This is a genomic window from Haloferax profundi (assembly GCF_001469865.1).
In the GTDB taxonomy this organism is placed as follows: Archaea; Halobacteriota; Halobacteria; order Halobacteriales; family Haloferacaceae; genus Haloferax; species Haloferax profundi.
In genome coordinates this window covers 1-15,373 of record NZ_LOPV01000707.1, presented here as the reverse complement: position 1 = coordinate 15,373, position 15,373 = coordinate 1, and the positions used below count along the sequence as shown (strand labels likewise).

Genomic DNA, 15,373 nt, shown 5'->3' with positions numbered 1-15,373 from the left:
GTCCGGCAGGCCGGTAACTACCTCGGCATGGGCGTCCTCGACTACGTCAGTCTGGCACTCATCCTCGGGTCTGCGTTCATGGTCGCCGGCGCTGTCGTCTACAGTGCCCTCAAGTCTATGCGCGCTCGCACGACTGGTGCAACATCCACCGCAGACTAACCCGAGCACCACACGCTGACTATCCGCAGTTCGACCTCGTTTTTCGGCTCGGTGTTGTACAAAGCATACAAACCCTTTTGAGTGCTGACCACGTAGCGCGATGTGATAATGGCTAGCTCGATGGTCGAATATCTGCAATCCGACATGCAGTGTGAGGGGCTCCTCGAGTGTCTCCACGGACTCAAGCAGCTCGACCGACGGTGCTTCGAGGTTCTCGTCGATACAGAGGACCCTATGACCGTCGACGAGGTTGCGGAGGCCGTAGAGCGCGAACGCTCGACCGCATACCGCTCCATCCAGCGTCTTCTGCAGGCTGGACTCATCAAGAAAGAACAGGTGAACTACGAACACGGCGGGTACTACCACGTGTACCTCCCGACCGACCCCAACGAAGTCGCAGACGAGATGCAGCGGATGCTCAACGACTGGTACGCACAGATGGGCACGCTCATCCAGGAGTTCCGCGACAAGTACGACGAGAAAATCATCACCGCCGAGTGAGGATAATCACCCGACTGCGTGCCACCACAGGGTGGACATTCTTCGAGCCCAAACTGATTAGGCTCTGCGTTCAACCGCTATCAGCCCGTAGCTTTTTCTACGACCCCTCTATGTCGAAGAGTAAAAGCAGTCCCCGAAACAACGAGTTCGTCGAAGAGTGCCCCTCGTGTGAGACTCGGACGTCCCACGACGTCTCGATAGAGATCAAGACCGAGAGCCGGAAACGCGAGAACCGCCAGTTCTCGCGCGAACCCTACCGAGTCACGCAGTGCACTCGCTGCGGTGACAAGCGGTCTCAGCGCATGAACGACGCGTGACCACATCGTTCGTCACGACACCACCCACGTCGGTTCGGTACCGAAGGACACCCCGCTTGTCCACGCCCCGCACCCAGAGATGACACACGCACCACCGACCGACCCGCCGACTATCCTCCTCGTCGACGACGAGGTAGCACTCGCTGACAGTCTCGCACTGTGGCTCGAACGCCAGTACGAGGTTCGGGTCGCCTACTCCGGGCGAGAGGCCCTCCAGGCGTTCGACGACGACGTAGACGTCGTCTTCCTCGACCGGAACTTACCGGGCCTCCCAGGTGAGACGGTCCTCCAAGAGGTACGACGCCAATCCACCTCCGACGCGCCGGCAGTCGTCATGCTGAGTGCGACACCGAGCGACGAACTCTCCGACCTCCCCGCTGACGACGTCCTCACGAAACCAGTCACGAAGACAGATATCTTCGACGCAGTCGCTCGCTTCACGGCCGACACACAGGAAGTTCCGGTCGAGTAAGTCGTCAGTCGTCCGCTGGCGCAGGATTCAGTTCTTCGAAGTACGCCTCGATGAGTTTTCGCTCTGCGGACCGGAGGTGTTCGTGGAGCGTCGGTGGCGAGATACCGAGTGAGTCTGCGACCTCTTCGGCCGTACTCCCTCGCGGCCACTCGAAGTACCCCGAGACGAAGGACGTCTCGAGGACCGTCTTCTGTCGGGCGGTCAACTTTGCGTCGAGTTCGTGGCGGAACGACTCCGTCGACTGTGTCGTCTGTTCGACCTCGCGTTTGGCGACGACGGAGACGCCAGATTCCGACCCGGACACCGCGTCGACGATTGCCCCGTGGTCGGCGTCTGCCGCGACGTGAAGTGCGAGACTACCGCGTCCCTCCGAGAGTTCGAGCGCCTCGATACTCGCGCCGTGGTCGATAGCCGTGAGGAGGACCGACGACTCGTCGAGTCGAATCTCCACGACTGACTCGTCGGTTCCGTCGGTGACGACGCGAACGGTCGTGATTGGGTCGGAGGCGACTGCCGCCTCCACGAGGTCACTTCCGGACACGCCTTCGACGGTGACGAAGCAGGTGAGACCGTCGTCGACTTGGGCGACGCCGTCGAGCGAGAGGTCACACCCGACGTCTGCGCTGAGAACGGAGAGCGCGCCGGCATTCGCTTCGAGACGGAATTCGAGTTCGACGACGCTGTCGCCGTTGAGGAGTCGCTTACTCTGTGCGGCGTTGATGCCGTTTCCGACCGTCGCACCGAGGTCCGAAAACAGCCCTGCGGACTCCTCGTCGAACTCGCCACGTTCGTCGTAGACGGTGAGTGCGCCGTAGACCGTTCCTTGATAGGAGATGGGGACACACAGCCCGGACACGTCGTCGAGTTCTGCTGCTCGGTCACCGAACACCGCGTCCCGGTGGTCGGCCGAGATATCGTCGAAGACGTACACCTCGTCGGGGTCGTTGGGGTCGAACACGTCGTCGACGACGCTGTGGTCGACGTCCGTGGGTTCGCAGTCGACGCCGGTCTGCGCAGTACACCGAAGCACACCGGCCGCAGTCCGGCGGAGGACGTAGGCGGCCTCGTGGGCGTCGGCGACGGCGTCACAGACGGTCTGTTCTATCTCGTCTCTCGTCCGCGCGTCGATGAGCGCTCGGTCGACGTCGCGGATGAGGTCGTTGACGCGATTCAGACGGTCGAGTTGCCGTTCACGATTCTGGATTGCGGCCTCGTGTTCCGCGCGGACCGCGTCGAGTCGGTTCCGCAATTCGTCGAGTGCCTCCGGTTCGCGGAGTTCGTCGACTTCACGGCTCTCGAGCACTTCTTCGGTCGATTCGAGCGCGAAATACTCGCGGACTTCCGACTCGAAACTCGACCGAAAGAGGAGTTCCTCGACGGTCTCTTTGACCTCCGTCTCGGTGACGGGCTTGACGAGGTACGCGTCGAACGGCATGTCCACGATGTCCGTGTCCGGTTCGACGGCAGTCATCATCGCCACACGGCAGTCGATACCGCGCGCGCGAATCTCGTCGAGGACGTCGTCACCGGAGACAGTGGGCATCCGCCGGTCGAGAAGGACGACGTCGACACTGTCGTCGATGCGGTCGAGCGCCGCTTCGCCACCGTAGGCAGTCTCGACCGAGAATCGTTCGCCGTCGAGCCAGTATCGACAGGTGTCTGCGAGGTCCTCGTCGTCGTCGACGACGAGAACAGTCTGCTCGGCAACCCGTCGGTCTGGGTGCCCCCCGGCCGAGCGTTCGGTGACCATCGTATCGAACACACAGTACCATTGGACAGATATATATCTGCCCATCGGGTGAGGTGGAATTTAGGTCCCGTGGCGTCCCGATTACCGCGTCGCAGACGGACTCGGACGCACCTCACAGAACGTCGCCACCCGACGACGACGACCAGTCGCTCACGCCTGCGGGAGCGTCAACTACGACCGGTCGCTCAGGCTCCCGGAAACGTCACGACGAACGTCGACCCAGCCGGGTGGTTGTCTTCGATACGGACGTCGCCGCCGTAACTCTCGACGATTTCACGGACGAGGAACAGACCGAACCCGTTTCCGGGGTCTGAGAGGTCTTCGATTCGCTGGTCGACGATGCGGCGTTTCTCTTCGTCCGAGATACCGGGGCCGTTGTCGGACACGCGGAGTTCGACGAACCCGTCGTCGTCGGCAACGTCCACGTGGACTTCGGGCACGACTTTGTCGTTGTGCTGGACGGCGTTCTTCAGCAGGTGCTCGACGACTTCGTCTAGCAGTTCGTCGGCGAGGACGGTGGTTCCGATGGTGTAGTCGACGGTGACGTCCACCTCGGCGGCCTCCGCTTCGAGTTCTGCAACGACGTGCTCGATTGCGTCGTCCAGTGACCGCGGTTCGAACTCGTGAGACTCTCGCTCGACGATGACCTTCATGAAGGTCCGCATCGTCCGGACGAGGTCGGTCATCTCGTCGACGCGGTTCCGTATCGTTCGGAGGTGTGACTCACCTTCCGGTTCGACGAAGTCACCGACGATGTCTGAGCGTGCACCGACCACGTTGAGACCGTTGAGGAGGTTGTGGCGGATGATTCGGTTCACGAACTCGAGTCGCTCTCGTTCCCGCCGTAAGTCGCGTTCACGTTCCTTCCGGTCGGTGATATCGTGGCCTTCGGGGACGACGAGAACGACTTCCTCTCCGTCGTCGCCGAAGACTGGTGTCAGGGAGAAGTCGATGGTCGACTCGGGTCGCTCTGGGCCGCCGCCGATGTCGACTTCGTACCGGACGAACTCACCGTCTGCGGCCCGTGAGATGGCGTCTTTGAGCGCCGCGATACGGTCCCCGTCACCGCGCCACCACAGCGTCTCCCACGCGGGGCGTCCGACGACCGACTCACGGTCGGCGTCGGCGAACGCCAGTGCGGCGTCGTTCACCCTGAGAACCGTCCCGTCAGGGTCGAGAAGTCCCATGTACTGGAACGTGCTGTTGAACACGGCGTTCAGTTGTCGCTCGCGCTCTTTTCGCTCGGTCATGTCGCGAGTCACCTTCGCGAACCCACGAATCTCGCCGTCGTCGTCGGTCAGCGCGGTGATGACGACTGATGCCCAGAACGTCGACCCATCGGCACGGACGCGCCACCCCTCGTCTTCGACGCGTCCGTCACGTCTGGCCGCATCGAGGAGTCGACTCGGTACTCCTGCCGTGCGGTCTTCGTCCGTGTAGAAGGTCCGAACGTGCTTTCCGAGAATCTCGTCCGTGGTGTATCCCTTGATTGCTTCGGCACCGCGGTTCCAACTCGCGACGTGGCCGTCGGCATCGAGGCGGAAGATGGCGTACTCTTCGATGTCGGCGACGATGCGCGAGAACGCGGCCTCACGGCGTTCGAGTTCGCGCTCCCGTTCGCGTCTCGCGTGCGAGTCGATTCCGTGAGCGACGACGTGTCCGAGGTTCCAGATGGGTTCTGCTAACTCATCTGTGAACGCCCCCTCGTGGTCGGCGTACATCGTGAGGACGCCGTACTCCTCGTCGTCGTACCTGAGAGGAACAGACGCAGCAGAGCGAAACGTACGTTCGAGTGCTGTGTCTCGATACGGCCCGAAGTCAGACTCGTCGGCGATGCTGTGTGTCGTCTGGACGGACTGCGACCGGATGGCGCGCCCGATTGGGCCGTTCCCACCGGGGTGTGACGCGGAAACTGAGACGTCGATTTCGTCGAGGTAGCCATCCCCCTCGCCTGCCCACGCGTTGGGGGCGACACGCCCACTCTCTTCGTCGACGGTCCCGACCCACACGAACCGAAGCGTCTCTGTCTGGACCAGTCGGTCACAGACGTGTTGTTCGATGTCTTCACGCTCTGACGCGCCCGCGATGGTCTCACTCACGTCGGCGATGACTTCGTTGAACGTCGCGAGAATGTCGAGGCGTTCTTCGAGGTCTCTCGCTGTGGACGAAGTCTCACCTGACGGCCCGTGAGCGTCGCCGGTCATCGACTGCCGTCCCCCGAACAGGCGCGCCTCTGTGGGTGCATATATCCCGACTCGTTCCCCCACCGACTTGTGCGTTTCCCGGTCCAGCCAGACTGTCCCTAATCACGTAGGGCCGTGAGTTAGTATCGTTGCATCCCTTCTCGTATATGGCCACAGTGACCTGCCCGGGTCACTCGTCGTGCCCGCACGTCCCTCTGTACGGCGGACATCATCCGACCCCCCCTCTCCGCCCTGGGGGACGTGTCCCTGCCCAACCCCAACTCCCTTTGGTGAACTCGACTGGCGAGCGATGTGCGTTCGACTCGAATGCACCGAACTCTGTGACAGTCGTGTCCGACGTTCGGAGTTTCGTTCATGTTTGAACGGATTACATTCATTTCTAGACGAAGCAGATACAAGACCTAAAACATGCTTTACCGCGCATTTTACGCCTGATAAGCACATATGTGCAATCCATGAGAAAGAACGAGCTCATACACCTACACACACTGCTCGTCGAAATCGCGGGTGACTTCCTCGACAGAGGGATTGCCACGCGCGACGACCTCGAACCGTACCACCGCCTCGAAATCGGGCCGATGGCACTTCGGTCCTGCCGAGACGACCACGAAACCGCAGTCAGAACACTCTCGACCGCACTCGCCGTCTCTGCCGCCCGTGACCTCGGCCGCGACACCGACGTGGTCCCCGGACAGCACCTCCTTCACCCCCACGAAGGAACCGAACAGTCGGATACCGACCAGCGCGTCCGTTCTCACTGAGTTCTTCTCTCTGCGGTCCAGCGAATCGAGAGCGAGAGCGCCGCGTGACGAGAGGACCTAAGACACCCCGGTGAGACGCCCCGGTATGCGACTCGAAGATTACTGGGGGGTCGGCCCGAAGACGTCGACTCGGCTGGAATCGGCACTCGGCAGGGAGGGCGCGGTTGCCGCCATCGAGTCGGCCGACGTGCGAGCACTCGTCGATGCGGGCGTCACCCGTGGACGCGCCGTCCGAATCCTTCGGCGCGCCGATGGAAACAGCGGTATCGACACGCTCGCCACCCGTGACGCGAGGGACGTGTACGACGACCTGTTGACCCTCGCGAGCGACTGCGCGCTGACGGAACACGCTGCAGACCGAATTCGCGTGTTGACGCCGCTTCCGACCACCGAGGCTCGGCGCGAACGACTCGAACGCGTTCTCGCCGCGAGCGAGGCGTGGGGTGCGCTCTCTGGCGACGCCCGCGAGGCAGTCGAGTCGGCCTTCGAGACCTACGACGACGAGGGCGAAACCGAACGCGCTGCCGTTCGCGCCGCACTCGAACTTCGAGACGCCGGTCTCCGCGGTGAGACGTTCGACGCCCTCGACGAAGCAGACCCCGACGCACTCCGAGACGCCCTCGGTGCACTGGGCTACGTCGACCCCGATGGGTCGGTCGCTGCCGGTGCCGACGAACGACTCGACCGGATGCGCGCCCGACTCGACGCGGTCGAAGAACTCGAATCCAACGCGTTCGACGTGCTGGAGACCATCCAACAACGCGGCGTGCGGTCGTTGGACGACTTTCGTGCCGCGTTCGTCGAGTACGTCGCACACGAGACGGACCTCGCGCGCGGTGAAGTCGAGTCGGCCGCCGCAGACGACGCCCGCGACGCCACCGACTTCGTGAGTTCGTCGCTTCGCTCGCTCGTCTCCGACCTCGCAGCGGACGCAGAGGAACGAGAGGAAGTCGTCGCAGAGGAACTCCGTGACCGAATCTGGGCCGCCCGCGACGACGTGGACATCGCCGTCGACGCAGTCGACGAGGTCGCTCTCTCGCTGTCGCTCGCACGGTTCGCCATCGAGTACGACCTCACGAAACCCGTCGTCGCCGAGACGGGCCTCTCGGTCTGTGGCGCGCGCAACCTCTTTCTCGACGACCCACAACCCGTCTCCTACGCCGTCGGGGACCACGACCTCTCGTGTTCGTCCGGGCCGATTCCCCCTGCAGGCGACCGCGTCGCCGTCCTCACGGGGGCGAACAGCGGTGGGAAGACGACACTCTTGGAGACGCTCTCGCAGGTCGCTATCCTCGCGTCGATGGGGCTTCCGGTCCCGGCGGAGTCTGCGCTCGTCGGTCGCTTCGACTCCGTGGTGTTCCACCGCCGCCACGCGAGTTTCAACGCGGGCGTCCTCGAATCGACGCTCAAATCTATCGTCCCGCCACTGTCGGACGAGGGACGGACGCTCATGCTCGTCGACGAGTTCGAGGCCATCACCGAACCCGGCCGGGCGGCGGACCTGCTCAACGGACTGGTGAACCTCACCGTCGAGCGCGACGCGTTCGGCGTCTACGTCACTCACCTCGCGGACGAACTGAGTCCGCTCCCACCCGAAGCGCGCATCGACGGCATCTTCGCCGAGGGACTCACCGACGAGTTGGACCTCCGCGTCGACTACCAACCGCGGTTCGGCACCGTCGGCAAGTCCACGCCGGAGTTCATCGTCTCGCGATTGGTCGCGAACGCGCGTGACCGTGCCGAGCGTGCTGGATTCGAAGCACTGGCGGCAGCAGTCGGCGAAGAAGCGGTACAAAAGACACTCTCCGACGCTGAGTACGTCGGGTGAGCGAGCACGGGAGACGTTCGTGGTGACCGTCGCGTGCGTCGGTTATCGCATCTCGTCGAGCGTGACGAACGCTTCGACGTCGGCGGTCAACCACGCCTCCATCTGGTCACAGCAACTGTCGCGCCGGGGGTAGATTGTGACCTGGTCGGCGCTTCCTCGATACGATACGACGACGCTATGGAGGAAGCACTCATCGGTCGAGTCCGAACCGGAGCGGTCTGTCGTCCCTGCAACCGAATCCTGAGAGGCGGGTACTTCGGACATTCGCCGTCACGTGTACAGAGGAGACGGTCCGTACATAACCTTCACTAAGTGTGGTAAGCATTGACAATATCGGAAGGGACCAGCACGTTCCCGAGGGATGTGATACATAGCCGCGACACTGGCTCACATGCCCTTCACGTCTCACAATCGCCTGCGAGGGAGTCCAGACTCGCCGGGAGAGCGTACGTGGGGCGACTTCTGCCGGCGGAGACGACTTGAAGTGCCCTGACCCGCCATCTGCGTGTCGATGGTTGACCCGACGTCCGACTTAGAAGAGAACGTAGACCCCGAAGACGCGCCGACCTGTGCGACGTGTGGCGACCCAATCGTGAACGTCCCGACACACCGCGTCGTCACCTGGGTCGACGACGACGGTGCCGTCCAGTACCGACACTTCTGCGACGACGAGTGCCGCGCAGACTGGGACGACGAGCGATAGACGGGTTAGTCCACGGACGACCAGAACTGGTCGAGACCGAACCCGAGCATGTCGGGACTGACTGGCCTGAACTCGTCTCGTTCTTGTGCGGGGAGATAGTCGCGGACGCCGTTCCACGAGTCACGCGCGTAGCGGGCGTCGACGAAGACGCGAACGCCTACTTCGTCGGTGCCGCGAATGACGCGCCCGATGGCCTGCCGCGCTTTTCTGACCGCAGGCACGGTCAACGCTGTCTCGAACCCAGTGCGAGACGGTGAACCGCCTCGCATGCTCCCACTCGCTCCGCTCGCGGGAACGTCGCCGAATTCCTCGTCGTACGCCGTCTTCACCGCCCGCGTCCGCGGCGACGACGTGTTGATGAGTGGGACACCGCAGACGACGGCGGCCGAGAGTTTGTCACCGCTGTAGTCGACGCCTTCGGTGAGCGTCCCCCGGAGACTCGTGACGAGGACTTTCCCCGTCCCGCCGAAGAAGTCCCGCTTCAGGTCTTCTGTCGCCCCGTCGTCGGACGCCTCGTCTAGAAGGACGGGCTTGTCGACTCGTTCTTCGAGGACACTCGCCATCCACTCTGCCTCGGCGTAGTTCGGCATGCCCACGAGGACGTTTCCGGGCGACCGCTGGCAGACTTCGGTAGCGGCGTCGGTGTACGCGAGACGCGTCTCGTTCTCTTCGCCCGGTGGGCCACGGTTGCTGTGGGTGAACTTCGGCACGTCGACGGCGAAACTCGCGCGGTTCGACTCGGGGAACCCGAGGCCGAAGGTCCGTTCGGCAATCGGTCGCCCGTCCTCGGCGAGGGCGTCGAGGCCGGTCACGCGCCGGAACACGTCGATTGGTTCGAGCGTCGCACTCATCAGGACGCCGCCGCCGAAGTCGCCCAGTCGCTCGGCGATGGCCTCGCCGGGGACGCAGTTGTGGACCGAGAGGCGGGCGTTGTAGGCACGCCGCCACGACTCGGGCGGTTCCATCTCGTCCCACGTCCGTTCGAGGTCGATGGCGCGGAAGTGTTTCTCGTGGTCGGCGTAGGCCCACGTCGCGAGGGCGCGACCCGCGGCGGGTGCCGCACGCCGTTTGTCGTCTTCTTCGACCGAGTTCAGGATGTGGGCGACGGCCGACCCCGTCGCTTCGGCGCGGACCCACGCCCCCTCGTCGTACCCGGCCTCCTCGGCCCACTCGGTGAGTTCGTCCACCGCCGGTTCTTCGGGGTCGCGCAGCGGAATCTCTTCGTCTGCGAGTTCGGTCAAGTCGGCGCGCCACCCGACGTACTCGGTGTCGAGGTGTGCCGTCACGCGCCGGTCGAGTTCCTCGCGCAGGTCACGGACGAAGTCGCGCGTCTCTTTGAGTTCGCGGAGGGTCACGTCCGCTTCCTTCAATTCCCCGCGAACGAGGTCGGCGTCGTGGGTTGTCTTGCCTGCGTCGTCGAACTCGACGGGTTGGATGACGCGCGTGAACTCACTCTCGGCGTCGCGGAGCGTTCGGTCGCCGACGCCGACGGAGACGAGGTCACGGACGCGCGGTTCGAGCATGTGTGCCTCGTCGCAGATGACGAACGTCGAGTCGTCGACGAGTGCGCCGGTGAACGTGCCGACAGTCGTCGGGTCGAACGCGTGGTAGTAGTTGCCGACGACGACTTCGAGGTGGGGCAACAGCGCACCCATCACAGAGTGCGGACACGACCCTGCACCGGCGGCGAGGGAGACGAGGTCTTCGGGTGTGATGAGGCCCTTGTCGTCGAATTCGAACGGGACGGCTTCGATTGGGTCGCCGTCGTCCGGGAGGTCCGCGAGGAAGTTCGCGTAGAACGGGCAGTACTCCACGTCCTCGTACTCGGGCATCGACTTCGGGTAGGGCGTCGGTTCGTCCGCCGTTTCGAGGTACGACGGCCCAGCGGTGGTTGCACCCGTGTCGAGGAGACCGGTCTGTTGCTCGCGTGCGTCTTTCGCCAGTGCTTCGGCACTCGTTCGTCCGCCGTCGCCGACGAGGCCGCGCGTTCGGTCGCGGAGGGCTTCACAGCGGTCGTAGACACTCGACTCGTCGATGCCGCCGCAGCGCTCTCTGCTGTACGGACAGACGTCTGCTTTCCCGACGAGCGTGAGTCCGGAGACGGGTTTCCACTCGTCGGGGAGGTTCTCGTTGATGGTTCGGAGGTCGGCTTCGAACTGCCGGAGTTGCTGCTTGACGCTCGTCAGCACGAACACCCGTTCGTAGTCGGAGTCTGGGTCGCGGACGAGTTCGATGCCGGCGGTGAGCGCGAGCATCGTCTTGCCAGTCCCACACGCGCCTTCGACGACGGCGAATCCGTCGTCTCGGGCGGTCTCTATCGCAGTCTCGATTCCGTCGGCTTGCTCCGGGTACGCCTCCGGGTGGCCGAACACCTCCTGCCAGGTCACGCTCTCAGGTCCAGTTGCGACGGCCATAGGGGTGTCGGTGACTGGCCGCGGATTGGTACTTGAACCTTCGCAGGAATCAGTGGCGCGTACGGCCGCCTCACTCCAAGAACGAGGAGATAGCGTCTGTGAAGTCCTCGCGGTTGTCCTCGTTGCCGCCGACACAGACGACGAGGGGACCGTCAGTGGGTGCGTAGATTTTCATCTCGCGACCCTTCTCGGAGTAGCGCGTCCCCGCGACGCGGGCTAACTCTGCGTCCTGAAGGTTGCCGAGGTGGTGCCTGACGTTTTGAATCGACGTCCCGACTACCTCGGCGAGTTCTTTCGCGGTCGCAGGCGAGTCGTGGAGGCTGGAGAGAATGTCGCGGGCCGTACTCGACGAGAGACTCCCGATGAGTTGCTCCGTCTCGTCGTCGTCGAGCCAGTGGACACGAGGAGTCCCTTCCCCACCGGTATCGACGTTCCCTTCGGACGGTAGCAACCCTGACATGATACGGACAATCAGGTGAAGTAAGTAAACCGTTTCGGACGGTCACACGGCGGGGGCGTCGTGACGCGAAACCCCCGGCAGTCGGTCGATTGCGTACAGGAGTGCGAGCACCGCCACGACGACGAGCAGACTCGCTGCGAGCGTCCGAAAGACCAGTTCGAACCCGACGTTCGCTTCGGTCAGGAAGCCGACAGCGCCACTCCCGTTTGCTTCCAAGAGGAGGGCAGCACCGCTGAAGACGGCGTAGGCGCTTCCGCGGGCGTCGTTCGGCAGCGACGAGAGCATGAACGTATCCAGCGCGGGGAACAGACTGTGGACGACGTACCCCAACAGCGCGACGACGACGGCGACGGCGAGGAACCCCTGGGCGAACGTCAGTGCGAACAGCATCCCCGTGAACGCGACGAGCAAGGCGAAGATGTAGGGGACGTGCGGAAGTTTGTCTGCGAGTCGTCCAGACAGCGAGAACGCCGGGACGCCCGCCGCGAAGACGATGGTGAGCATCGTACTCGCCACGGCCGGAGTGAACCCCTTCGCCTGCGTCATGTACGAGACGAGGAAGTTGAACAGCCCTTGCCAGATGAACCCGGCGGGTGCGATGAGGAGGATGCCAGTGAGGATAATCTTCCAGTGGCCGAGTGCGGCCGAGAAGTCTCGGTCTGCACCGGTTCCCGTCTCCGTACTCCCGTCGCGGGAGACGACGTAGAGCGTGACGGTGACGACAGCGGCGGCCACCGCCAGCGCCCAGAACGTCTCGCGCCACGAGAACGTCGCGAGGATGGCGACGACGACAGGTGCGGCGACGACGGCGGCGACTTGACTCGCCGCGCCGTGGATGCCGACCATCCGGCCGACGCGTTCGGGGAACAGTTCGCCGACGAGGGGGACGGCAGAGACGAAGTACGCGCCGGAGGCGAGGCCGAGGCCGAACGCACCGATTTGGAGCGTCAGAATCGACGTGGCACTCGCGGTGAACGCCGACGCCGCGACGAGCAACGTCCCCGCACCGAGGACGACGCGGTCCCGTGGAACGCGCGTGAGCAGGTAGCCAACCGGGATGCGAGGGAGCGCCGTCCCCAACCAGACGAGACTCGTCACGACACCGATGGTCGCTGGGCCGACGCCGAACTGCGTCTGTAACGTCTCGACGAGCGGTGGAAACGCGACGCGGCCGAAGTTGACGAGGAAGACGAGTCCGCAGAGGGTTCCGAAGAGGCGGCGGGTCACTGACGCTTGTTCTTTCGGCCGCGAGTCAAACGTTGCGGAAGCGGTCTGTGACGAATCTCCTTTTCTCCCCACACGACCACATACGTTAACGCGGGGCCGGTCGAACCACTCCACATGATTACGAGTCGACGCATGGCCGCGGTCGACGTGAACGCCGAATCGCTCGGCGTCCCGCGGAAGCAACTCATGGAGTCGAGCGGGAACGCCGTCGCTCGGGTCTGTCGTGACCTCACCGACCCCGGGTCGTCGGTGGCAATCGTCGCCGGACGCGGAAACAACGGCGGTGACGCCCTCGTCGCCGCGCGGTTCCTGAAGGAGTACGACGTGACCGTCCACCTCCTCGGTCGCCCGGAGACCATCTCGACGGACATCGCCCGCGAGAACTGGGAGGCACTCGTCGCGAGCGAGGCCGACATTCAGACCGTCACCGACTCCGCGACGTTCGAACTCGACGACCCCGACCTGGTCGTGGACGCGATGCTCGGAACCGGCGTGACCGGGGCACTCAGAGAGCCAGAAGCCACTGCTGCCCGCGCGCTCAACGACTCGTCGGCGACAGTCCTCTCTGTGGACGTTCCCTCGGGCGTCGATGCCGACACCGGCGAGGCCGCAGGCGTCGCCGTCGAGGCCGACCACGTCGTCACGTTCCACGACGACAAACCCGGTCTCGGGTCGCTCGACTGCGACGTGACTGTCGAAGATATCGGCATCCCGGTGGCCGCCGAGGTGTTTACAGGCCCCGGCGACTTGCTATCGCTCCGCCGCGACCCACAGAGCCACAAAGGCGACCACGGTGACGTCCTCGTCGTCGGCGGCGGACCGTACACCGGTGCGCCCGCACTGGCCGCACAGGCCGCCCTCCGCGCCGGTGCCGACCTCGCTCGCGTCGCGTGCCCCGAACACGTCGCCCGCGAAGTACAGGGCTACTCCGAGAACCTCATCGTCCGCGGATTCTCGGGCGACCACCTCGCGCCCGACCACGTCCCCGAACTCCTCGACTTCGCCGCCGACCGCGACGTGGTCGTCTTCGGCCCCGGCCTCGGGGACCACGACGAGTCGCTCGCGGCGGTTCGCGAATTCCTCGCTGCGTACGACGGAACCGCCGTCGTCGACGCCGACGCCCTGCAAGTCGTCCCCGACGTGGAGACCGAGGCGACGCTGATTTGTACGCCGCACCAAGGAGAGTTGGTGAAGATGGGCGGCGAGACAGACACCGACTGGGAGACGCGACGCGAACTCGTCCGCGAGTTCGCCGCGGACCTCGGCCACGTCCTCCTCGTCAAAGGCGCCTACGACGTGGTGTCCGACGGCGACGAAGACCGAGTCAATCGAACCGGGAACCCGGGCATGACCGTCGGCGGAACCGGTGACGTACTCGCGGGTGCGACGGGCGCCCTCGCCAGCGTCCTCCCACCCCTCGACGCGGCCGCTGTCGCGGCGTACGCGAACGGACGCGCAGGGGACGCCGCTGCCGACGAGTTCGGCGGCGGACTCGTCGCGACGGACCTGCTCGAACGACTGCCTGCCGCCCTCGAAGGAGACCAGCATGAGTGACGAGACACGACACGACGAGTCGAACAGCAGCGACGAACGAGAATTGACACACGTGGACGAACAGGGAAACGTCCAGATGGTGGACGTGGGAGCGAAACCCGACACTCGCCGCCGGGCCGTCGCGCGCGGCACGATTCACCTGAGTGCATCGACCATCCGTGCCATCCGCGACGACCAAATCGGGAAGGGTGACGTCCTCGCCACCGCCCGAATCGGCGCGATTCAGGCCGTCAAACACACGTGGGAGACGATTCCGATGTGCCACCAGATTCCTATCACGAACGTCGACACCGAGTTCGAGGTGGCAGACGAGTCGGTGACGCTCACCGTCACCGTCGGGACGACCGGAAAGACTGGCTGTGAGATGGAGGCGTTAGAGGGTGTGACGACCGGACTCAACGTCGTCTGGGACATGGTAAAAGCCGCCGAGAAAGACGACGACGGCCAGTACCCGGGCACGAAGATTACGGACGTGGAAGTCGTGACGAAGGAAAAAGAGACGGTCGAGTGAGGAGCACAGACGCGAAGCGTCGTATCCGAACGCCTCAGGTCGAATCTGCTGTGACCGACAACGCCGCTGCCTTCGACCGCGCCTTCTCGACGATTTCAGGGCGTGCTTCGAACTCGAGGTGGACTTGCTCGCCTTCGTACTCCTCTGTCTCGACGTGGGCGTGGTCGTAGAGCCACGAGACGAGACTCATCGTGTCGTCGGCCATCGGGAGCAAGAGTCGTTCGCGCTCCCACGCGGGGAGTTCGCGCTCGACGCGTTCGGTCAACTCGGAGATGTTCTCTCCGGTCAGTCCCGAGACGGCGACGGGGTTGGGCGCGAGTGCCGAGAGCGCGGCGCGCTTCTCTTCGAGTTCCTCGTCGTCGACCTTGTCCATCTTGTTGAACACGGTGACGATGGGGGCCTCGTTGCGCTCGTAGAGCGTGTCGTGACTCGTGATGAGTTTCTCGCGCATCTCCTCGACGGGTTCCGAGGCGTCGACCACGAGGAGGACGAGGTCGGCGCGATACACCGAG

The 15,373-nt window shown here is 64.2% G+C and carries 15 protein-coding genes and 1 pseudogene; 9 read left to right on the top strand and 7 right to left on the bottom strand.

Going from position 1 to position 15,373, the window contains the following annotated elements; all coding sequences use genetic code 11:
* The 4 genes and pseudogenes from AUR66_RS23200 to AUR66_RS19670 form a co-directional block, all read left to right on the top strand.
* Window positions 1-159: pseudogene (locus tag AUR66_RS23200) on the top strand (sulfite exporter TauE/SafE family protein); the annotation flags it as partial.
* A gap of 120 nt (window positions 160-279) precedes the next feature.
* Window positions 280-660 carry a helix-turn-helix domain-containing protein gene (locus tag AUR66_RS19680; protein ID WP_058573804.1) on the top strand — a complete coding sequence of 127 codons (381 nt, stop codon included), beginning with the start codon at window positions 280-282 and terminating at the stop codon, window positions 658-660.
* Between the two features lie 110 nt (window positions 661-770).
* A complete protein-coding gene (locus AUR66_RS19675; RefSeq protein ID WP_058573803.1) occupies window positions 771-977 on the top strand; it encodes a DUF7835 family putative zinc beta-ribbon protein in 207 nt (68 codons plus the stop codon).
* Window positions 978-1,056: 79 nt separating this feature from the next.
* Window positions 1,057-1,449, top strand: coding sequence for a response regulator transcription factor (locus AUR66_RS19670; RefSeq protein ID WP_058573802.1), 393 nt, complete (start codon window positions 1,057-1,059; stop codon window positions 1,447-1,449).
* 4 nt (window positions 1,450-1,453) lie between these two features.
* On the opposite strand, the gene AUR66_RS19665 is transcribed toward AUR66_RS19670, so the two are convergent.
* Window positions 1,454-3,199, bottom strand: coding sequence for a bacterio-opsin activator domain-containing protein (locus tag AUR66_RS19665; RefSeq protein WP_058573801.1), 1,746 nt, complete (start codon window positions 3,197-3,199; stop codon window positions 1,454-1,456).
* Between the two features lie 185 nt (window positions 3,200-3,384).
* The gene (locus AUR66_RS19660) at window positions 3,385-5,403 is read right to left on the bottom strand and encodes a sensor histidine kinase (protein ID WP_058573800.1); all 2,019 of its coding nucleotides are present in this window, start codon (window positions 5,401-5,403) and stop codon (window positions 3,385-3,387) included.
* A 455-nt stretch (window positions 5,404-5,858) separates the two neighbouring features.
* Here AUR66_RS19660 and AUR66_RS19655 point away from each other — a divergent pair, with 455 nt between their 5' ends.
* The gene (locus tag AUR66_RS19655; RefSeq protein WP_058573799.1) at window positions 5,859-6,164 is read left to right on the top strand and encodes a UPF0058 family protein; all 306 of its coding nucleotides are present in this window, start codon (window positions 5,859-5,861) and stop codon (window positions 6,162-6,164) included.
* Between the two features lie 85 nt (window positions 6,165-6,249).
* Entirely contained in the window at window positions 6,250-7,992 is a 1,743-nt protein-coding gene (locus tag AUR66_RS19650; protein WP_058573798.1) for a DNA mismatch repair protein, read from the top strand.
* A 42-nt stretch (window positions 7,993-8,034) separates the two neighbouring features.
* Here the strand turns inward: AUR66_RS19650 and AUR66_RS19645 are convergent, their stop codons facing one another.
* Complete coding sequence (locus tag AUR66_RS19645) at window positions 8,035-8,256, bottom strand: DUF7511 domain-containing protein (protein ID WP_058573797.1); 222 nt, start codon at window positions 8,254-8,256, stop codon at window positions 8,035-8,037.
* A gap of 247 nt (window positions 8,257-8,503) precedes the next feature.
* Between AUR66_RS19645 and AUR66_RS19640 the strand changes: the two genes are divergently transcribed.
* Complete coding sequence (locus tag AUR66_RS19640) at window positions 8,504-8,695, top strand: DUF7576 family protein (RefSeq protein WP_058573796.1); 192 nt, start codon at window positions 8,504-8,506, stop codon at window positions 8,693-8,695.
* Between the two features lie 5 nt (window positions 8,696-8,700).
* Here the strand turns inward: AUR66_RS19640 and AUR66_RS19635 are convergent, their stop codons facing one another.
* The 3 genes from AUR66_RS19635 to AUR66_RS19625 all read right to left on the bottom strand — a co-directional run bounded on the left by AUR66_RS19635 (window position 8,701) and on the right by AUR66_RS19625 (window position 12,796).
* Complete coding sequence (locus AUR66_RS19635; protein ID WP_058573795.1) at window positions 8,701-11,109, bottom strand: ATP-dependent DNA helicase; 2,409 nt, start codon at window positions 11,107-11,109, stop codon at window positions 8,701-8,703.
* Between the two features lie 70 nt (window positions 11,110-11,179).
* Window positions 11,180-11,569 carry an ArsR/SmtB family transcription factor gene (locus tag AUR66_RS19630; protein WP_058573794.1) on the bottom strand — a complete coding sequence of 130 codons (390 nt, stop codon included), beginning with the start codon at window positions 11,567-11,569 and terminating at the stop codon, window positions 11,180-11,182.
* A gap of 42 nt (window positions 11,570-11,611) precedes the next feature.
* Window positions 11,612-12,796, bottom strand: a complete 1,185-nt coding sequence (locus AUR66_RS19625) for an MFS transporter (RefSeq protein ID WP_058573793.1) — start codon at window positions 12,794-12,796, stop codon at window positions 11,612-11,614.
* Between the two features lie 114 nt (window positions 12,797-12,910).
* Here AUR66_RS19625 and AUR66_RS19620 point away from each other — a divergent pair, with 114 nt between their 5' ends.
* Together AUR66_RS19620 and moaC are read left to right on the top strand one after the other, a co-directional pair.
* Window positions 12,911-14,350 carry an NAD(P)H-hydrate dehydratase gene (locus AUR66_RS19620; protein WP_269432627.1) on the top strand — a complete coding sequence of 480 codons (1,440 nt, stop codon included), beginning with the start codon at window positions 12,911-12,913 and terminating at the stop codon, window positions 14,348-14,350.
* On the top strand, window positions 14,343-14,861 hold the full coding sequence (gene moaC / locus AUR66_RS19615) for a cyclic pyranopterin monophosphate synthase MoaC (RefSeq protein WP_058573791.1): 519 nt from the start codon (window positions 14,343-14,345) through the stop codon (window positions 14,859-14,861). The genes AUR66_RS19620 and moaC overlap by 8 nt, the downstream gene beginning before the upstream one ends.
* Before the next feature lie 34 nt (window positions 14,862-14,895).
* Here the strand turns inward: moaC and AUR66_RS19610 are convergent.
* Window positions 14,896-15,373 (bottom strand): GTP-binding protein (locus AUR66_RS19610; protein WP_231727980.1); only part of this gene is annotated, 478 nt, incomplete at its 5' end.

Excerpts from the sequence above, each read along its gene's own strand:
- AUR66_RS19675 (WP_058573803.1), top strand. The coding sequence starts at position 771 with ATGTCGAAGAGTAAAAGCAGTCCCCGAAACAACGAGTTCGTCGAAGAG.
- AUR66_RS19665 (WP_058573801.1), bottom strand. The coding sequence starts at position 3,199 with ATGGTCACCGAACGCTCGGCCGGGGGGCACCCAGACCGACGGGTTGCC.
- AUR66_RS19650 (WP_058573798.1), top strand. The coding sequence starts at position 6,250 with ATGCGACTCGAAGATTACTGGGGGGTCGGCCCGAAGACGTCGACTCGG.
- AUR66_RS19660 (WP_058573800.1), bottom strand. The coding sequence starts at position 5,403 with ATGACCGGCGACGCTCACGGGCCGTCAGGTGAGACTTCGTCCACAGCG.
- AUR66_RS19620 (WP_269432627.1), top strand. The coding sequence starts at position 12,911 with ATGATTACGAGTCGACGCATGGCCGCGGTCGACGTGAACGCCGAATCG.
- AUR66_RS19645 (WP_058573797.1), bottom strand. The coding sequence starts at position 8,256 with ATGTCCGAAGTACCCGCCTCTCAGGATTCGGTTGCAGGGACGACAGAC.
- AUR66_RS19680 (WP_058573804.1), top strand. The coding sequence starts at position 280 with ATGGTCGAATATCTGCAATCCGACATGCAGTGTGAGGGGCTCCTCGAG.
- AUR66_RS19630 (WP_058573794.1), bottom strand. The coding sequence starts at position 11,569 with ATGTCAGGGTTGCTACCGTCCGAAGGGAACGTCGATACCGGTGGGGAA.
- moaC (WP_058573791.1), top strand. The coding sequence starts at position 14,343 with ATGAGTGACGAGACACGACACGACGAGTCGAACAGCAGCGACGAACGA.
- AUR66_RS19635 (WP_058573795.1), bottom strand. The coding sequence starts at position 11,109 with ATGGCCGTCGCAACTGGACCTGAGAGCGTGACCTGGCAGGAGGTGTTC.
- AUR66_RS19640 (WP_058573796.1), top strand. The coding sequence starts at position 8,504 with ATGGTTGACCCGACGTCCGACTTAGAAGAGAACGTAGACCCCGAAGAC.
- AUR66_RS19670 (WP_058573802.1), top strand. The coding sequence starts at position 1,057 with ATGACACACGCACCACCGACCGACCCGCCGACTATCCTCCTCGTCGAC.
- AUR66_RS19655 (WP_058573799.1), top strand. The coding sequence starts at position 5,859 with ATGAGAAAGAACGAGCTCATACACCTACACACACTGCTCGTCGAAATC.